At 64.5% G+C, this 15,584-nt stretch carries 14 protein-coding genes and 1 pseudogene; 3 read left to right on the forward strand and 12 right to left on the reverse strand.

Features of this window, described 5'->3' with window-relative positions; translation table 11 throughout:
* Positions 1-141 precede the first annotated feature (141 nt).
* Positions 142-351 carry a hypothetical protein gene (locus tag RYH74_RS13005; protein ID WP_075044630.1) on the reverse strand — a complete coding sequence of 70 codons (210 nt, stop codon included), beginning with the start codon at positions 349-351 and terminating at the stop codon, positions 142-144.
* 13 nt (positions 352-364) lie between these two features.
* Positions 365-1,147 (reverse strand): VacJ family lipoprotein, encoded by a 783-nt coding sequence (locus RYH74_RS13010; protein WP_075044631.1) that lies wholly within the window; start codon positions 1,145-1,147, stop codon positions 365-367.
* 168 nt (positions 1,148-1,315) lie between these two features.
* Here RYH74_RS13010 and RYH74_RS13015 point away from each other — a divergent pair, with 168 nt between their 5' ends.
* Together RYH74_RS13015 and RYH74_RS13020 are read left to right on the forward strand one after the other, a co-directional pair.
* Complete coding sequence (locus RYH74_RS13015; RefSeq protein WP_085663171.1) at positions 1,316-2,026, forward strand: response regulator; 711 nt, start codon at positions 1,316-1,318, stop codon at positions 2,024-2,026.
* Complete coding sequence (locus RYH74_RS13020; RefSeq protein ID WP_317409514.1) at positions 2,023-3,378, forward strand: ATP-binding protein; 1,356 nt, start codon at positions 2,023-2,025, stop codon at positions 3,376-3,378. The genes RYH74_RS13015 and RYH74_RS13020 overlap by 4 nt, the downstream gene beginning before the upstream one ends.
* Here the strand turns inward: RYH74_RS13020 and RYH74_RS13025 are convergent, their stop codons facing one another.
* The 8 genes and pseudogenes from RYH74_RS13025 to RYH74_RS13060 all read right to left on the reverse strand — a co-directional run bounded on the left by RYH74_RS13025 (position 3,379) and on the right by RYH74_RS13060 (position 9,832).
* A complete protein-coding gene (locus RYH74_RS13025; protein WP_085592957.1) occupies positions 3,379-3,843 on the reverse strand; it encodes a DUF1348 family protein in 465 nt (154 codons plus the stop codon).
* A gap of 291 nt (positions 3,844-4,134) precedes the next feature.
* Positions 4,135-5,301, reverse strand: a complete 1,167-nt coding sequence (locus tag RYH74_RS13030; protein WP_075044633.1) for an MFS transporter — start codon at positions 5,299-5,301, stop codon at positions 4,135-4,137.
* Positions 5,298-5,642, reverse strand: coding sequence for a MoaF-related domain-containing protein (locus tag RYH74_RS13035; RefSeq protein WP_317409515.1), 345 nt, complete (start codon positions 5,640-5,642; stop codon positions 5,298-5,300). Before RYH74_RS13035 ends, RYH74_RS13030 begins: the two co-directional genes overlap by 4 nt.
* On the reverse strand, positions 5,639-6,046 hold the full coding sequence (locus RYH74_RS13040) for a hypothetical protein (RefSeq protein ID WP_317409534.1): 408 nt from the start codon (positions 6,044-6,046) through the stop codon (positions 5,639-5,641). The genes RYH74_RS13035 and RYH74_RS13040 overlap by 4 nt, the downstream gene beginning before the upstream one ends.
* Positions 6,047-6,089: 43 nt before the next feature.
* Positions 6,090-6,590 (reverse strand): annotated as a pseudogene (locus tag RYH74_RS13045) (LLM class flavin-dependent oxidoreductase); the annotation flags it as partial.
* Positions 6,544-7,347, reverse strand: coding sequence for a 2,5-didehydrogluconate reductase DkgB (gene dkgB / locus RYH74_RS13050; RefSeq protein ID WP_085617581.1), 804 nt, complete (start codon positions 7,345-7,347; stop codon positions 6,544-6,546). The gene dkgB and the pseudogene RYH74_RS13045, both read right to left, overlap by 47 nt.
* Before the next feature lie 354 nt (positions 7,348-7,701).
* On the reverse strand, positions 7,702-8,196 hold the full coding sequence (locus RYH74_RS13055; protein ID WP_075044637.1) for a DUF934 domain-containing protein: 495 nt from the start codon (positions 8,194-8,196) through the stop codon (positions 7,702-7,704).
* On the reverse strand, positions 8,180-9,832 hold the full coding sequence (locus RYH74_RS13060) for a nitrite/sulfite reductase (RefSeq protein WP_085617583.1): 1,653 nt from the start codon (positions 9,830-9,832) through the stop codon (positions 8,180-8,182). The genes RYH74_RS13055 and RYH74_RS13060 overlap by 17 nt, the downstream gene beginning before the upstream one ends.
* Positions 9,833-10,045: 213 nt before the next feature.
* Here RYH74_RS13060 and RYH74_RS13065 point away from each other — a divergent pair, with 213 nt between their 5' ends.
* Entirely contained in the window at positions 10,046-11,122 is a 1,077-nt protein-coding gene (locus RYH74_RS13065) for an ABC transporter substrate-binding protein (RefSeq protein ID WP_317409516.1), read from the forward strand.
* 329 nt (positions 11,123-11,451) lie between these two features.
* On the opposite strand, the gene RYH74_RS13070 is transcribed toward RYH74_RS13065, so the two are convergent.
* Positions 11,452-11,667 (reverse strand): DUF2970 domain-containing protein, encoded by a 216-nt coding sequence (locus tag RYH74_RS13070; protein ID WP_003256398.1) that lies wholly within the window; start codon positions 11,665-11,667, stop codon positions 11,452-11,454.
* Positions 11,668-11,838: 171 nt separating this feature from the next.
* Positions 11,839-15,546: a methionine synthase gene (metH, locus tag RYH74_RS13075; protein WP_075044640.1), complete on the reverse strand. Its 3,708-nt coding sequence runs from the start codon at positions 15,544-15,546 to the stop codon at positions 11,839-11,841.
* Positions 15,547-15,584 lie beyond the last annotated feature (38 nt).

Here is a 15,584-nt window from a genome sequence, read left to right on the forward strand (position 1 = left end):
AATTCGCAAGCGGTCCGCGTACCCTGTGGGAGCGGGTTTACCCGCGAAGAATCCAACGCGGTGCATGGCACCGGCTGCGCCGGTGTTCGCGGCTAAAGCCGCTCCCACAGGGTCCCTGCTAATACCTGGCCGCCCTCGGATTCATCGTTCGTGCCGCGCCACCCAGCGCAGCAATGCTGCAATCGGTACGCTGCGATGAGCCTCGTGCCGGTAGGGCTTGCCTTCGGCGGTAAAGCGTTCGCGATAGCGGCTCAGCACCAGGCTCCGGCCATCGGCCGAAACACGGGCCTCCAGTTCATGCAGCAACAGCGGTTGCCGGGCAGCGCCTTCCAGGCGCCTGAACAGCAGCATGGCGGCTTGGGCATCATTCTTCACGGGCACCCCCTGCACAATCCACTGGCCACGCCCCCGGCTCGCCGGCCTTGCCTTCTGCCACCCGGTTGCTGCGCCGCTGCGCGGTGTAGTCACGCAGCGCAAGGTAGTAGTCAGGCCAGGTGCGCAGCAGGTCGGTCAATGGCAGTGCTTCGGCCCGTGCATCGACGATGCCGCCGGCCGTGGCTACGTTGCCCATGGTTTCTACGGTATCGCTGTTGCCGCCAAACGGGTCCAGTGCCAGGCCCAGCAGCGTGCCGCTGGCATCGCGCAGGTTGTGGGTGCCCAGCAGCGGCAGCTCGACGATGGGGCCTGCGGCGATGTTCCACACCCCGAAGGTCTGGCCAAAGTCCGAGCGGTGCTGGCTCAGCCCCATCTTGCCAGACACATCGACCAGCCCCGCCACACCCAGGGTGGTGTTGAAGATGAAGCGGCTGAGGCTGGTCATCGCCCGTTCGCCATTGCCCTGCAGCAGGTCGTTGACGAACACCTTGGGCTCACCGAAGTTGCTGGCAAAGTTGTGCATGCCCTGTTGGGCAAAACCGGGCAGCGTGGCGTAGCCCCTGGCGACGGGGGCCAGCAGATAGTCATCGACCGTGCGGTTGAAGGCGAAAACGGCGCGGTTGGCGGGCTCGGCCGGGTCACTGACCTGATAGGCGACATTGCCGCAGGTCGCCGTGGCCGGTGCACGTTGGCTGCAGCCTCCCGCTGCAAGCAGCGACAAGGCCAGCGCGGCTGAGCGCGCTGAGCGGGAGGCGGATGATGAACGGGACATAGATACATTCCTGGCAAGAACTGGCGGCGATGCTGCGCAGTTTTCTTTGCCCGGGAATGTCCGGATTGTCTCGGCGTCGACACTTTGTTTCCGGGTTGAAATATATGACGGCTGCGTGGGGATGGCCTTAAAGTACGGCTTGGTAACCTTGTTTTGCGGTGCTTTTTTGTGAGCCATTTGCTGATAGTCGACGATGATGTCGAGGTGCTCGACCTGCTGCAGAAGTTTCTCTGCCAGCATGGCTACGAGGTTGATGTGGCCAGGGATGGCAAGGCGCTGTGGCAGGCCGTGGAGCGGCGGGTGCCGGACCTGGTCATTCTGGATGTGATGCTGCCTGGCGACAGTGGCCTGGTGTTGTGCCAGCGCTTGCTGGCCGAGCACAAGGTGGCAGTGATCATGCTCACCGCCATGGGCGAGTTGAGCGACCGGGTGGTTGGCCTGGAGCTGGGGGCAGACGACTACCTGACCAAACCGTTCGCCGCCCGTGAACTGCTGGCCCGGGTGAGGGCAGTGCTGCGCCGTGCCGGTGAAGCGGCCGGGGGCGCGGCGGGCCATGCCTGCGCGACCCTGGAGTTTGCCGGCTGGCGGCTGGATGTGGTGCGCCGCGAGCTGCGTTCGCCGGACAACGTCATGATCCCCTTGTCCAACGGTGAGTTCGAGTTGCTGCTGGTGTTCGCCGAGCATCCGCGGCGGGTGCTCAGCCGCCAGCAGTTGCTGGACATGGCCCGTGGCGATGCCTACGACGCCTATGACCGCAGCATCGACGTCCAGGTGAGCCGGCTGCGCCGCAAGCTTGAAACCGACAATGGCAACGAGCCCTTGATCCGTACCCTGCGCAACGCCGGTTACCTGTTCACGCCCACGGTCGCGAAGCGATGAAGCTGCTGGCCAGGGTTCGCCAGGCCCTGCCACGGCCCAGGATCACCATTGCCCGCTGGATCGCGCTGACCACGCTGACGGCGATGCTGTTCCTGCTGCTGCTCAAGGGGCTGTTCAGCCTGTTGCTGAGCGTCTGGGCGCAGCCACCGCTGCTGGAGAGCGGGGTGATCGAGAAGGTTGCAGCGGTCACCCGCATCCTCGATGCCGCGCCCATGGCGCAGCGTGCCAACATCGCCAGTGCGGCGGGCGACGGCTCATATTCCGTGCGCTGGCTGCGCCGCCATGACGAAGCGGGCGTGCCAGTGCTGGTCGATGCCGAGTTCAGCGAGGGCACGCCTATCCTGCGCGCACTGCTAAAGCGCCCGGATGCCAGGGTGGAGGCTTTCGAACCGTCCGACATGCCGGAGTACGCACCTGAACGTGGCTATGCGCTGATGATCGAGCTGAGCGATAAGTCCTGGGTGCTGTTCCGTGCCACCAGCCGTAGCTGGGGCCTGGATGAGCTGCCGCGCAACCTGATCATCCTCGGCCTGATGCTGGTTTCCAGCCTTGCCGTCGCGCTGCTGGCCACCCGCTACCTGGCCAAACCGCTGGAACGCTTTGCCGAAGGTGCGCGGCGTTTTGGCAAGGACTTCAACGCCCCGCCCATTCCGGTGGTCGGCCCGCACGACCTGCGCCAGGCCATTCTTGCGTTCAATGCCACCCAGGCGCAGCTCAAGCATTTCCTCAACGACCGTACCCAGATGCTTGCGGCCATTTCCCATGACTTGCGTGCACCGCTGACGCGCATGCGCTTGCGCGCCGAGTTCATCGACGATGCCCAGCTACAGGCCAAGTTGTTCAAGGACGTCGACGAGATGCAGGCGATGGTCGATGCGGCGTTGGAGTTCTTCCGTGATGACGCACGGCTGGAACAGACGACCGTATTCGACCTGGGCGAGCTGCTGCTGACCGTGGTGGACGACTTCAAGGATGCGGGGGTCGAGGTCGGCCTCAGCGGGCCGCGCCGCTGTGTTTACACGGGGCGGCCCGTGGGTATCAAGCGCGTGCTGGTCAACTTGATCGACAATGCAGCGAAATACGGCTGTGAGCCAACGGTGGTGCTGGCGGTAAGCGCCAGGCAGATCGAGATTACCGTGCAGGATCGCGGCCCGGGCATTGCGCCGGAGCTGCATGAGCAGGTATTCGCGCCGTTCTACCGTATTGAAGGTTCACGCAACCGCAATACCGGTGGCGTTGGGTTGGGCCTGCCCGCAGCACGGGCCATCGTGCTGGAGCAGGGGGGCAGCGTGACCTTGGGCAACCGCCCGGGTGGCGGGCTGGAAGTCAGGGTCATGCTGCCGCTGGGCTGATCAGAGCCCCAGTTCGCTGAGCCCAGGGTGATCATCCGGGCGCCGGCCCAACGGCCAGCGGAACTTGCGCTCGGCTTCGCTGATAGGGTGCTCGTTGATGCTCGAATGACGGTTCTGCATCAGCCCGTCGTCGGCAAACTCCCAGTTTTCGTTGCCATAGGCGCGGTACCATTGACCGCTGTCGTCGTGGTACTCATAGGCATAGCGCACGGCAATGCGGTTGCCGGTGAAGGCCCACAGCTCCTTGATCAGGCGGTACTCCAGTTCATGGTTCCATTTACGCGTCAGGAACGCCTCGACCTCGGCACGGCCACGCGGGAACTCGGCGCGGTTACGCCAGACGGTGTCGATGGTATAGGCAAGCGCGACCTTGGCCGGGTCGCGGCCGTTCCAGCCATCCTCGGCCAGGCGGACCTTTTCGATGGCGCTTTCGCGGGTGAAGGGCGGCAGGGGTGGGCGGGACATCGGGGTACTCCTCAGTTCGATTGGCTGGTAGGAGAGTAGTAGCCGCTGGCCGAACAGAGAATGGGTGTGCCTGGCACATCATAATTGCAGTGCGTGGAACAATTGAGACCGCTCGAGATGGGGCAACTGTCTTGCTCAAATCTGAAAGCTTGCGCAATCCCTGTGGGAGCGGCCTTGTGTCGCGAAAGGGCCGCAACGCGGCCCCGGGATTTCAGCTGTGATGCATAGGTTGCCGGGGCTGCGATGCAGCCCTTTCGCGACACAAGGCCGCTCCCACAGGAGGGGGCTTTATCAGGCTGCTGCGGTTTTCCTGGCAGCCTTGCTACGCCCGCCCAGCCACACCAGCAGCAGCCCGGCAGCCGCCAGCACGCCACCTGCCATCGGCACTGCCGCATAGCCCAGGTCCAGGCTGATCACCGCACCACCCAGCGCCGCGCCCACGGCATTGCCCAGGTTGAACGCGCCGACGTTGATGGACGAGGCCAGCCCCGGTGCTTCGATGGCGGCGATCATCACCCGCATCTGCAGCGGCGGTACCACGGCGAAGGTGAACATGCCCCACACCAGCAAGGCGATGGCGGCGCCGATGTGGCTGCCCAGCACCAGCGGCATCAGCAGCATGATCACTGCCAGTGCCGCGAGGAAGATCCGCGCCGCCCCATCCAGCGACCAGTCGGCCAGGCGGCCACCCAGGCTGTTGCCCAGGGTGAAGCCCACACCGATCAGCACCAGGCCGAGGGTGACGAAACTGTCCGAGGCGCCGGTCAGTTCGGCCAGTACCGGTGCCACGTAGGTGTACAAGGTGAACATGGCGCCGGCCCCGAGCACGGTGGTGGCCATTGCCAGCAGCACGCTGGGGCGGGCGATGACCGCCAGCTCCTTGCGCACGTGCGGCACGCTGCCGCGTTCACCCTTGGGCAGGGCATACCACAGCGCGGCCATGGCCAGCAGGCCCAGCACGGCGGTACCGGCAAAGGCCATGCGCCAGCCGACCTGCTGGCCGATCCAGGTGGCGGCCGGCACGCCGCCGATGTTGGCGATGGTCAGGCCCATGAACATGGTGGCCACGGCACTGGCCTGTTTCTCCTTGGGCACCACGCTGGCAGCCACTACCGCGCCAAGGCCGAAGAACGCGCCGTGATTGAGGCTGGTGACCAGGCGCGAGGCGAGCAGGGTGTAGTAGTCCGGTGACAGCGACGACAGCAGGTTGCCGAGGGTGAAGATGGCCATCAGCGCCATCAGCGCGGCGCGCTTGCCGAAACGGCTGAACAGCAGGGTCATGATCGGCGCACCGACCATCACCCCGATGGCATAGGCGGTAATCAGCATGCCAGCGCTGGGGATGCTGACATCGACACCTTGGGCGATCACCGGCAGCAGGCCCATCGGGGTGAACTCGGTGGTGCCGATGCCGAAGGCGCCGATGGCCAGGGCAAACAGGACGCGCCCGGCTTTCATTGTGCAGGCTCCTGCGCGTCCAGTTCGGTCAATGGACCCTGCATACGGTAGAAGCTCAGGTCGCTGGCGGTGAAGAAGGCCTTCGAATGGCCGTTGGCGAAGTCATCGACATGCACCACGGTGGCGCCGTCGGCTTCCTGCCAGGAGATCACGTAGACCCCTTCGGCAATCTGCTGCCACTGGCATTCGGCTTCGCCGCTGGCGCCAGCGTAAGGGCCGGAAACGATGGCGTAGCTTACGCGGCGGCCATCGGCGGAATAGATGTTGTGCGCGGCCAGGCCGGGGTATTCGACCTGGAAGCTGCGGCCTGCGAAGGCCGGCAGTGGGGTAGGGGTGCTCACGGGGTGGCCTCCGTCAGTTGGGTTTTTGTCTCATGGAATTGTGGCAATACGTATTCGGCGATTTCGCGCAGGGTTTCGTCCAGCGGCCGCACGTTGCGCCGCAGGTGCAGGCCGATATGGTCGACGCCCGCCGCACGCAGGGCGCCGAGCTCGGCCGCCAGCGCCTTGCGGCCGCCGCGGAAACCGAAGCGCCAGCGTTGCAGCGGTTCGTCGGGGTTGTCCGCCAGGTCCAGGTGGATGAAGCTGCTGTAGGGCTTGTTGCCCGCCACCGCGCGCCAGGCGGCGACCCGCTGCCGGTGATCGTCCGCTGTGCCGGGGTAGGCCAGGCAGCCGTCCAGGTTGCTGCCGAGCGGTGCTGGGTAGTACGGCGAGCCCTTCGGGCAGGTGGCCGTTGGCACCATCACGCAGCAGCGCGACCTGTTCGCGGAAGGTGTTGCCACGCCCCTCGAAATCCCGACCGAACAGTGGGTACTCCACCGGCCGGTCACCACTGGCCACGCCCAGCAGCAGGCGGTTGCCACTGAGGCGCTGCACGCTGTTGGCCGATTTCAGGGTCAGCAGCGGTTCGCGAATCGGCAGCACCACGGCAGCCGTGCCAAGCAGGATGTCGCGGGTTACCCCGGCCAGGTAGCCGAGGTAGGCAAACACCTCGAACACCTGGGCGGCGTCGCCGAACGACGGGTCGTACAGCGGCACATCGCGGACCCACAGGGCCCGGTAGCCCAGGCGGTCGGCCAGTTGTGCCAGTTCTGCGTGGCGGGCCAGGTCCGGCTCGCCGAACTGGCGGCCATCGCGGCGCCGCGCCTGGTCGCCAGCGGGCGTCCAGTCGTGGTCCAGCGGTGCTTCCAGGCCGATGCTGAAGCCGCCAGCGGTCAGGCGTTCGAGAGGCGTGGTCATGGTATCAATCCCAGATTGGCGCCAGGCCGTCAGGGCTGACTTCGCGGCCATTGCGCTCGAGCTTGGCGATGCGTGCCATGTCGTCGGCGTCCAGCTTCAGGTCACGGGCGAGCAGGTTGCTGGCCAGGTTTTCGCGCTTGGTCGACGACGGGATCACCGCGTAGCCCAGCTGCAGGGCCCAGGCCAGGGCAACCTGGGCGACGGTGGCCTTGTGCTTGGCGGCGATGTCGGCCAGGACCGGGTCCTTCAGGACTTTGCCGTAGGCCAGGGTCATGTACGAGGTCACGGTGATGCCTTGCTCCTTGAGGAACGCGGTCAGCTTGCTGTTCTGCAGGTACGGGCTGAGTTCGATCTGGTTGGTGGCGATTTCGCCTTTGCCGACCACTTCGATGGCCTGGCGGGTCAGTTCGATGTTGAAGTTGGACACACCGATCTGGCGGGTCAGGCCCAGCTTCTTGGCTTCGGCCAGGGCGCTCATGTACTCGCGCAGCTCAACGCCGTTGCCTGGGGCAGGCCAGTGGATCAGCAGCAGGTCGACGTAGTCGGTGCGCAGTTTCTGCAGGCTGTCGCGCAGGCTCGGGATCAGCTTGTCGGCGGCGTAGTTTTCGACCCAGATCTTGGTGGTGATGAACAGCTCGTCGCGCTTGACGCCGCTTTCGGCGATGGCCTGGCCGACGTCGGCTTCGTTCTGGTAGATCTGCGCGGTGTCGATGACCCGGTAGCCCAGTTCCAGGGCCGACTTGACCGAATCGATGACGGCCTGGCCGGTGAGGCGGAAGGTGCCGAGGCCGAAGGATGGAATGCTCATGGATCTGCTCCTGGTGAGTGAGGGGTGAGCCGAATCGAGCCTGGTCGCTCGGGTTCGATCGCTCTTCGTGTGGGGAGCAGTGTGCGGCTCTGAGGGGGATTGATTAAGGTGGGGCGGGGCCAAGGTCATTTGACCGGGAGGCAAGAATAGGTCGCTGTGCCTTGACTGTTGCTGAGGGAATGCAGGGTAAACCTGTACCGGCCTCTTCGCGGGTGAACCCGCTCCCACAGGGACCGCGCCGCACTCAAGAACGGTGCAGTACCTGTGGGAGCGGGCAAGCCCGCGAAGAGGCCGGTACAGGAAAACGAAACGGCCCGCCATAGAGGCGGGCCGTCTGGCATTGCAAGGTGACGATCAGCGGCGGCGGAACAGCGGCAGCGGCTCGTCGGTGGCGGCCTGGTAGGTCACCGAGAAGTCCTTCAGGCTTTGCAGCGCGTCTTCCGGGTCCTTGTCGGCACGGATGGCGAACGCGTCAAAACCGCAACGGGCCATGAAGAACAGCTGGTCGCGCAGCACGTCGCCAATGGCGCGCAGCTCGCCCTTGAACTTGTAGCGGTCACGCAGCAGGCGCGCATTGGAGTAGTTGCGCCCGTCGGTGAACGCCGGGAAGTTCAGTGCGATGACCTGGAAGTGCTGCACGTCCTCGCCGATTTCTTCCGCTTGCTCGTCGCTGTCCAGCCACACGCCCAGGCCGCCGTCGCGGGCCTTGAGTACGTGGGCATGGTCGCGCCACATCTGCAGCGGGACGATGTAGTCGTCGCAGTTGGTCAGCTCGTCAAAGGACGTTTCCTTGGGCAGCAGATGCCAGGTTTCGTCGACGATCTGGTTGTTCTTAATGATTCGCTGCATAGACGCGTTCCTTGAAGGGGTCGATGCCGATACGCTGGTAGGTGTCGATGAAACGCTCTTCCTCGGTACGTTGCTCGACGTACACGGCGATCAGCTTCTCGATCACATCGGCCATGTCATCCTGTGCGAAGGACGGGCCGAGGATCTTGCCCAGGCTCGCGCCACGCGCGGCATTGCCGCCCAGCGACACCTGGTAGAACTCCTCGCCCTTCTTGTCCACGCCGAGGATGCCGATGTGGCCCACGTGGTGGTGGCCGCAGGCGTTCATGCAGCCGGAGATGTTCAGGTCGATCTCGCCGATGTCGAACAGGTAGTCCAGGTCGTCGAAGCGGCGCTGGATGGATTCGGCGATCGGGATCGACTTGGCGTTGGCCAGCGAGCAGTAGTCACCACCCGGGCAGCAGATGATGTCGGTCAGCAGGCCGATGTTCGGGGTGGCGAAGCCGCTTTCGCGCAGTTCCAGCCACAGGGCATGCAGCTGGCGCTGCTCGACGTCGGCGAGGATGATGTTCTGCTCGTGCGAAGTGCGCAGGAAGCCGAAGCTGTAGCGCTCGGCCAGGTCGGCCACGGCGTCCAGCTGCTTGTCGGTCAGGTCGCCTGGGGCAACGCCGGTGGGCTTCAGCGACAGGGTCACGGCCACGTAGCCAGGGCGCTTGTGGGCGCGGGTGTTGCGCGAGCGCCAGCGGGCGAAGCCTGGGTATTCGGCGTCCAGGGCGGCGTAGTCGACGTTGTCCAGGGCCAGGTAGGCCGGGTCGACGAAGTGGCGCGATACACGCTGCACTTCGGCTTCGGTCAGCGTGGTGCTGCCGCCACGCAGGTGGACCATTTCGGCCTCGACCTTCTCGGCGAACACTTCCGGGGTAAGGGCCTTGACCAGGATCTTGATCCGCGCCTTGTACTTGTTGTCACGGCGACCGTAACGGTTGTACACGCGCAGGATGGCGTCGAGGTAGCTGATCAGGTCCTGCCACGGCAGGAACTCGTTGATGAACGAGCCCACCACCGGGGTACGGCCCAGGCCGCCACCGACCAGCACACGGAAGCCCAGCTCGCCAGCGGCATTGCGCACCGGCTCCAGGCCGATGTCGTGGACTTCGATGGCGGCGCGGTCTTCCTGCGAGCCGTTGATGGCAATCTTGAACTTGCGCGGCAGGTAGGCGAATTCCGGGTGGAAGGTGGTCCACTGGCGGACGATTTCGCACCACGGGCGCGGGTCGACGATTTCGTCTGCGGCTACACCGGCGAACTGGTCGGTGGTGGTGTTGCGCAGGCAGTTGCCGCTGGTCTGGATCGCGTGCATCTGCACGGTGGCCAGTTCGGCGAGGATGTCCGGGATGTCTTCCAGTGCCGGCCAGTTGTACTGCACGTTCTGGCGGGTGGAGATGTGGGCGTAGCCCTTGTCGTAGTCGCGGGCGATCCTGGCCAGGGTGCGGACCTGGGTGGCGTTCAGCTGGCCGTACGGCACGGCGACGCGCAGCATCGGTGCGAAACGTTGGATGTAAAGGCCGTTCTGCAGGCGCAGAGGGCGGAATTCTTCTTCGCTCAGCTCACCGGCCAGATAGCGGCGGGTCTGATCACGGAACTGCTTGACGCGGTCCTCGATGATCCGCTGATCGTACTCGTCGTATACGTACATAAAAGTCCTGTCTCAGGCATGCAGCTATTCGCGCGCACGGCCGCGCACTCCGCTTCGGAGCCGGGGAACGATAGCAGGTTGCGTTTATGCGCTAAAGTGATGTTTTTGCATATGAAAAGAACCAAATGGACTATGTGAGACTGACTGCCATTTGTGCGTTGGGCGTGGCCTGGCGTTTATAATCCGATGTTTGCTTCGCAGGGATGTCAGCCCATGCTCAAGGCATTGTGCCAAAGCTTGTGTCTTGCCTTGCCGCTGGCGGCGAGCGCGCAGCCGGCTTCGGTGGTTTTCCTCAATCCGGGGCTGTCTACCGAGACGTTCTGGACCAGTTATACGCGCTTCATGCAGGCCGCCGCGGACGAGCTGGGCATGACCCTGCGCGTGGAGTACAGCGAACGCCGCGCCGACCTGGCGCTGACCCAGGCCAGGGCGATCCTGGGCGGGCCGCAGCGCCCGGATTACCTGGTACTGGTCAACGAGCAGTACGTGGCGCCGGAGATCATCCGCCTGTCGCGCGGCAGCGGGGTCAAGCTGTTCCTGGTCAACAACGGCCTGACTGCCAGCCAGGCCCGCAGCATCGAGGCCCAGCCCGACAAGTATGCCGAGCTGCTGGGCACCTTGACGGCCAACGACGAGCAGGCGGGCTTCCAGATGTTGCACCAGATGGTCGCGCAATTGCCCCGTGACAGCGGGCCGGTGGACCTGCTGGCGTTTGCCGGGGTCAAGACCACCCCGGCCTCGCAACTGCGCGAGGAAGGTATGCGCCGGGCCCTGGCCGACTTCCCCCAGGTGCGCCTGCGCCAGGTGGTATATGGCGGCTGGAGCCGCCAGCGCGCTTACGAGCAGGCGCAGCAACTGCTGGAGCGCTACCCGGCCACCCGCCTGGTGTGGTCGGCCAACGACGAAATGGCCTTTGGTGCCATGCAGGCGTTCGAGGAGGCGGGGCGCAAGCCAGGGCGCGATGTGCTGTTCAGCGCCATCAACAGCTCGCCAGAGGCCCTGCACGCACGTATCGACGGGCGCCTGAGCGTGCTGATGGGCGGGCATTTCACCCTCGGCGGCTGGGCCATGGTGATGCTGCACGATGATGCCCAGGGGCTGGCGGTGAACCGTGATGGCCTGCGCGAGCATCGCGTGCCGGTGTTGCAGCCGATCGACCAGGCCAAGGCAACCCGATGGCTGAAACTGCTGGAGCGGCCGGACTACGGCATCGATTTCCAACATTACAGTGCCGAAGGGCGGCCACCCGACTACCAGTACCCGTTTCTGACATCACCGATCAATTATTGAAAGACCCTGCTTGAGGGAAGGGCATTGCTCGTCTTAACTGCTGGTGGTGAAGTGCATTCCCATAACCACTAAAAGAGGCAATGCAATGGGAAACTCAACCAAGGTCCGCAAAGCTGACAGCAGCGTCGATGCCTGGGCGATTCTCTGCCTGATCGTTCTGGTGGTGGTCACTGCCGTGTATTGGGTCAGCCACCAGTAGACTTGTATTCAAGACCGTGATGCAGCCAGAGCGCCTGCGGGAGGGAGTCCCGCAGGCGTTTTTGCTTTGCCTGTGCCGGCCCTTTCGCGGGCTTGCCCGCTCCCACAGGTAAATCACTGCCCTTCAAAGGCTAGCGCGCAAGGTGCAGGGCCAATTGCACCAGGCCGATCAGTACGGCAATGAACACCAGGGTGAACAGCGTCCCCAGCGCAATGAAATGGCTGGCCTTGCCGTGTGTGAAGTCGCGGGCGCGGTTCTTGCCGCTTTGCACGCCGAAGGCGGCAGCGAGGATGCTGTGCAGCATCTGCCAGAAGGTAGGGGGCTTGCCCTGGCTGGAATCGTCCATGGTGGCTCCTGAGGAAATCAGAGGCAATCAGGGACAGTGTAGGCAATGAGGCTGAGGTTGGCTTTGCCGGCCTCTTCGCGGGCTTGCCCGCTCCCACAGGTACTGCGCAGCCCTGAAGAGCAGTGCGGTTCCTGTGGGAGCGGGCAAGCCCGCGAAGAAGCCAACGCAGATTTAGCTGTCGTAACCCAGGTTAGGCGCCAACCAGCGCTCGCTGACACTCACATCCTGGCCCTTGCGCGCGCTGTAGCGCTCGATCTGGTCCTTGTCGACCTTGCCCACGGCAAAGTACTGCGCCTGCGGGTGGGCAAAGTACCAGCCGCTGACCGCCGCCGCCGGGAACATCGCGAAGTGATCGGTGAGGAACACGCCGCTCGGCCCGGTCTCGCCGATGGCAGTGCCATCAAGCAGGCGGAACAGGGTTTCCTTCTCGGTGTGGTCCGGGCAGGCCGGGTAGCCGGGGGCCGGGCGAATGCCGCGGTACTGCTCCTTGATCAGCGCCTCGTTGTCCAGGTGTTCGTCGCGGGCATAACCCCAGTGCTCTTTACGCACCTGCTCGTGCAGCCATTCGGCGCAGGCCTCGGCCAGGCGGTCGGCCAGGGCCTTGACCATGATCGAGCTGTAGTCGTCGCCCTTGTCCTGGTAGGCCTTGGCCACTTCCTCGGCACCGATGCCGGCGGTGGTGATGAAACCGCCCACGTAGTCGGTAACGCCACTGGCCTTCGGCGCGACGAAGTCGGCCAGCGACCAGTTGGGCTTGCCGTCCGGCTTGATGGTCTGCTGGCGCAGGTGGTGCAGGGTAGCCAGGGCCTGGCCGTCCTCGCCGTACACCTCGATATCGTCATCGGCCACCTGGTTGGCCGGCCAGAAGCCGAACACCGCGCGGGCGCTGATGAGCTTTTCGTCGATCAGCTTGTCGAGCATCTCGCGGGCATCCTTGTACAGCGCCGTGGCCGCCTCGCCGACCACTTCGTCGGTGAGGATGCGCGGGAACTTGCCGGCCAGGTCCCAGGAAATGAAGAACGGGGTCCAGTCGATGTACTCGGCCAGGGTGCGCAGGTCGATGTCTTCCAGCACCTTGACGCCGGTGAAGGAGGGCACCGCTGGCTGGTAGCCAGCCCAGTCGTACTGCGGCTTGGCGGCGACAGCCTGGGCATAGCTCAGGCGCTCGGTGCGGGCACTGCGGTTGGCGGTGCGCTCGCGTACTTCCTCGTATTCCTGGCGGGTCTTCTCGACGAAACCGGCTTTCAGCTCCTTGGACAGCAACTGGGTGGCAACGCCCACCGCACGCGAGGCGTCGGTGACGTAGACCACGGCGTCGTTGCTGTACTTGGGCTCGATCTTGACCGCGGTGTGCGCCTTGGAGGTGGTGGCGCCGCCGATCATCAGCGGCAGCTGGAAGCCCTGGCGCTGCATTTCGCGGGCGACGTGGACCATTTCGTCCAGCGACGGTGTGATCAGGCCGGACAGGCCGATGATGTCGCACTTCTCGTCGCGGGCGGTTTGCAGGATCTTCTCGGCCGGCACCATCACGCCGAGGTCGACGATGTCATAGCCGTTGCAGCCCAGCACCACGCCGACGATGTTCTTGCCGATGTCGTGCACGTCGCCTTTTACCGTGGCCATCAGGATCTTGCCCTTGGCTTCCGGCTTGTCGCCTTTCTCGGCTTCGATGAACGGGATCAGGTGTGCTACCGCCTGTTTCATCACGCGGGCCGACTTGACCACCTGGGGCAGGAACATCTTGCCCGCGCCGAACAGGTCGCCGACCACGTTCATGCCATTCATCAGCGGGCCTTCGATCACTTCGATCGGGCGGGCGCACTGCTGGCGGCATTCTTCGGTGTCTTCGACGATGAACGCGGTGATGCCCTTGACCAGCGCGTGCTCCAGGCGTTTTTCCACCGGCAGCGAGCGCCACTCTTCGTTTTCCACTTCCTTGGTTGCGCCGCCGCCCTTGTAGTCGTCGGCGATGGCCAGCAGTGCGTCGGTGCCATGCGGGGTACGGTTGAGCACCACGTCCTCGACCTTTTCACGCAGGGCAGCCGGGATCTCGTCATAGATCTCCAGCTGGCCGGCGTTGACGATACCCATGGTCAGGCCGTTCTGGATCGCGTGGTACAGGAACACCGAGTGGATGGCTTCACGCACCGGGTTGTTGCCACGGAACGAGAACGACACGTTGGACACACCGCCCGAACTCAGGGCGTGCGGCAGGTGGTCGCGGATGTAGGCACAGGCCTCGATGAAATCGACGGCGTAGTTGTTGTGCTCCTCGATGCCGGTGGCGACGGCGAAGATGTTCGGGTCGAAGATGATGTCTTCCGGCGGAAAGCCCACTTCATTGACCAGGATGTCGTAGCTGCGCTGGCAGATTTCCTTCTTGCGCGCGGCAGTGTCGGCCTGGCCGACTTCGTCGAAGGCCATCACCACCACGGCAGCGCCATAGCGCTTGCACAGGCGGGCGTGGTGCTTGAACTGCTCGACGCCTTCCTTCATGGAAATGGAGTTGACGATGCCCTTGCCCTGGATGCACTTGAGGCCCGCTTCGATCACTTCCCACTTGGACGAGTCGATCATGATCGGCACGCGCGAGATGTCCGGCTCGCCGGCGATCAGGTTGAGGAAGCGGACCATGGCGGCCTGGGAATCGAGCATCCCTTCGTCCATGTTGATGTCGATGACCTGGGCGCCGGCCTCGACCTGCTGCAGGGCGACTTCCAGGGCTTCGGTGTAGTTCTCTTCACGGATCAGCCGGGCGAACTTGGCGGAGCCGGTGATGTTGGTGCGCTCGCCGACGTTGACGAACAGCGACTGGCGGTCGATGGTGAACGGCTCCAGGCCCGACAGGCGGCAGGCCTTGGCGATTTCCGGAATCTCGCGCGGCTTGTACTTGGCCACGGCCTCGGCGATGGCCTGGATGTGGCCAGGGGTGGTGCCGCAGCAGCCGCCGATGATGTTGAGGAAGCCGCTGGCGGCGAATTCCTCGACCACCACGGCCATTTCCGCCGGGGTTTCGTCGTATTCACCGAAGGCGTTCGGCAGGCCGGCGTTGGGGTGGGCGGAGACATGGGTGTCGGCCTTGGTCGCCAGCTCTTCCAGATACGGGCGCAGGTCCTTGGCGCCGAGGGCGCAGTTCAGGCCCACGGAAATCGGCTTGGCGTGGCGTACCGAGTTCCAGAACGCTTCGGTGGTCTGGCCCGACAGGGTACGGCCCGAGGCGTCGGTGATGGTGCCGGAGATCATGATCGGCAGTTCGATGCCGTCTTCCTCGAACACCTGCTGCACGGCGAAGATCGCCGCCTTGGCGTTGAGGGTGTCGAAGATGGTCTCGATCAGCAGCAGGTCGGCGCCGCCCTCGATCAGGCCGCGGGTGGCCTCGATGTAGTTCGTTACCAGCTCGTCGAAGGTGACGTTGCGGTAGCCGGGGTCGTTGACGTCCGGGGAAATCGAGCAGGTGCGGCTGGTAGGGCCGAGCACGCCGGCGACGAAGCGCGGCTTGTGCGGGGTTTCCAGGGTCTTGGCATCGGCCACCTGGCGGGCGATGCGCGCGCCCTCGACGTTCAGCTCGTAGACCAGCGACTCCATGCCGTAGTCGGCCTGGGAAATCTGCGTGGCGTTGAAGGTGTTGGTTTCGAGGATATCGGCGCCGGCATCCAGGTAGGCCTTTTCGATGGCGGCGATCACATCCGGGCGGCTGAGCAGCAACAGGTCGTTGTTACCCTTGACATCGCTTGGCCAATCGGCGAAACGCGTGCCACGATAGTCGTGTTCCTCGAGCCGGTAGCTTTGGATCATAGTACCCATGCCGCCGTCGAGGATCAGGATGCGCTCTTTGAGTGCGTTCTGGAGTGCTTGGAGACGAGCGCTGCGGTCGGACATAGGAACTACCTGGTCGGGCAAATTTCAGAAGGTGCAGA

Source organism: Pseudomonas sp. LSJ-87, from assembly GCF_032971465.1.
GTDB lineage: Bacteria > Pseudomonadota > Gammaproteobacteria > Pseudomonadales > Pseudomonadaceae > Aquipseudomonas > Aquipseudomonas putida_Z.

Bases quoted from the DNA above. Each gene is read 5' to 3' on its own strand.
- RYH74_RS13005 (WP_075044630.1), bottom strand. From the start codon at position 351: ATGCTGCTGTTCAGGCGCCTGGAAGGCGCTGCCCGGCAACCGCTGTTG.
- RYH74_RS13010 (WP_075044631.1), bottom strand. From the start codon at position 1,147: ATGTCCCGTTCATCATCCGCCTCCCGCTCAGCGCGCTCAGCCGCGCTG.
- RYH74_RS13020 (WP_317409514.1), top strand. From the start codon at position 2,023: ATGAAGCTGCTGGCCAGGGTTCGCCAGGCCCTGCCACGGCCCAGGATC.
- RYH74_RS13025 (WP_085592957.1), bottom strand. From the start codon at position 3,843: ATGTCCCGCCCACCCCTGCCGCCCTTCACCCGCGAAAGCGCCATCGAA.
- RYH74_RS13030 (WP_075044633.1), bottom strand. From the start codon at position 5,301: ATGAAAGCCGGGCGCGTCCTGTTTGCCCTGGCCATCGGCGCCTTCGGC.
- dkgB (WP_085617581.1), bottom strand. From the start codon at position 7,347: ATGAGCATTCCATCCTTCGGCCTCGGCACCTTCCGCCTCACCGGCCAG.
- RYH74_RS13055 (WP_075044637.1), bottom strand. From the start codon at position 8,196: ATGCAGCGAATCATTAAGAACAACCAGATCGTCGACGAAACCTGGCAT.
- RYH74_RS13060 (WP_085617583.1), bottom strand. From the start codon at position 9,832: ATGTACGTATACGACGAGTACGATCAGCGGATCATCGAGGACCGCGTC.
- RYH74_RS13065 (WP_317409516.1), top strand. From the start codon at position 10,046: ATGCTCAAGGCATTGTGCCAAAGCTTGTGTCTTGCCTTGCCGCTGGCG.
- RYH74_RS13070 (WP_003256398.1), bottom strand. From the start codon at position 11,667: ATGGACGATTCCAGCCAGGGCAAGCCCCCTACCTTCTGGCAGATGCTG.
- metH (WP_075044640.1), bottom strand. From the start codon at position 15,546: ATGTCCGACCGCAGCGCTCGTCTCCAAGCACTCCAGAACGCACTCAAA.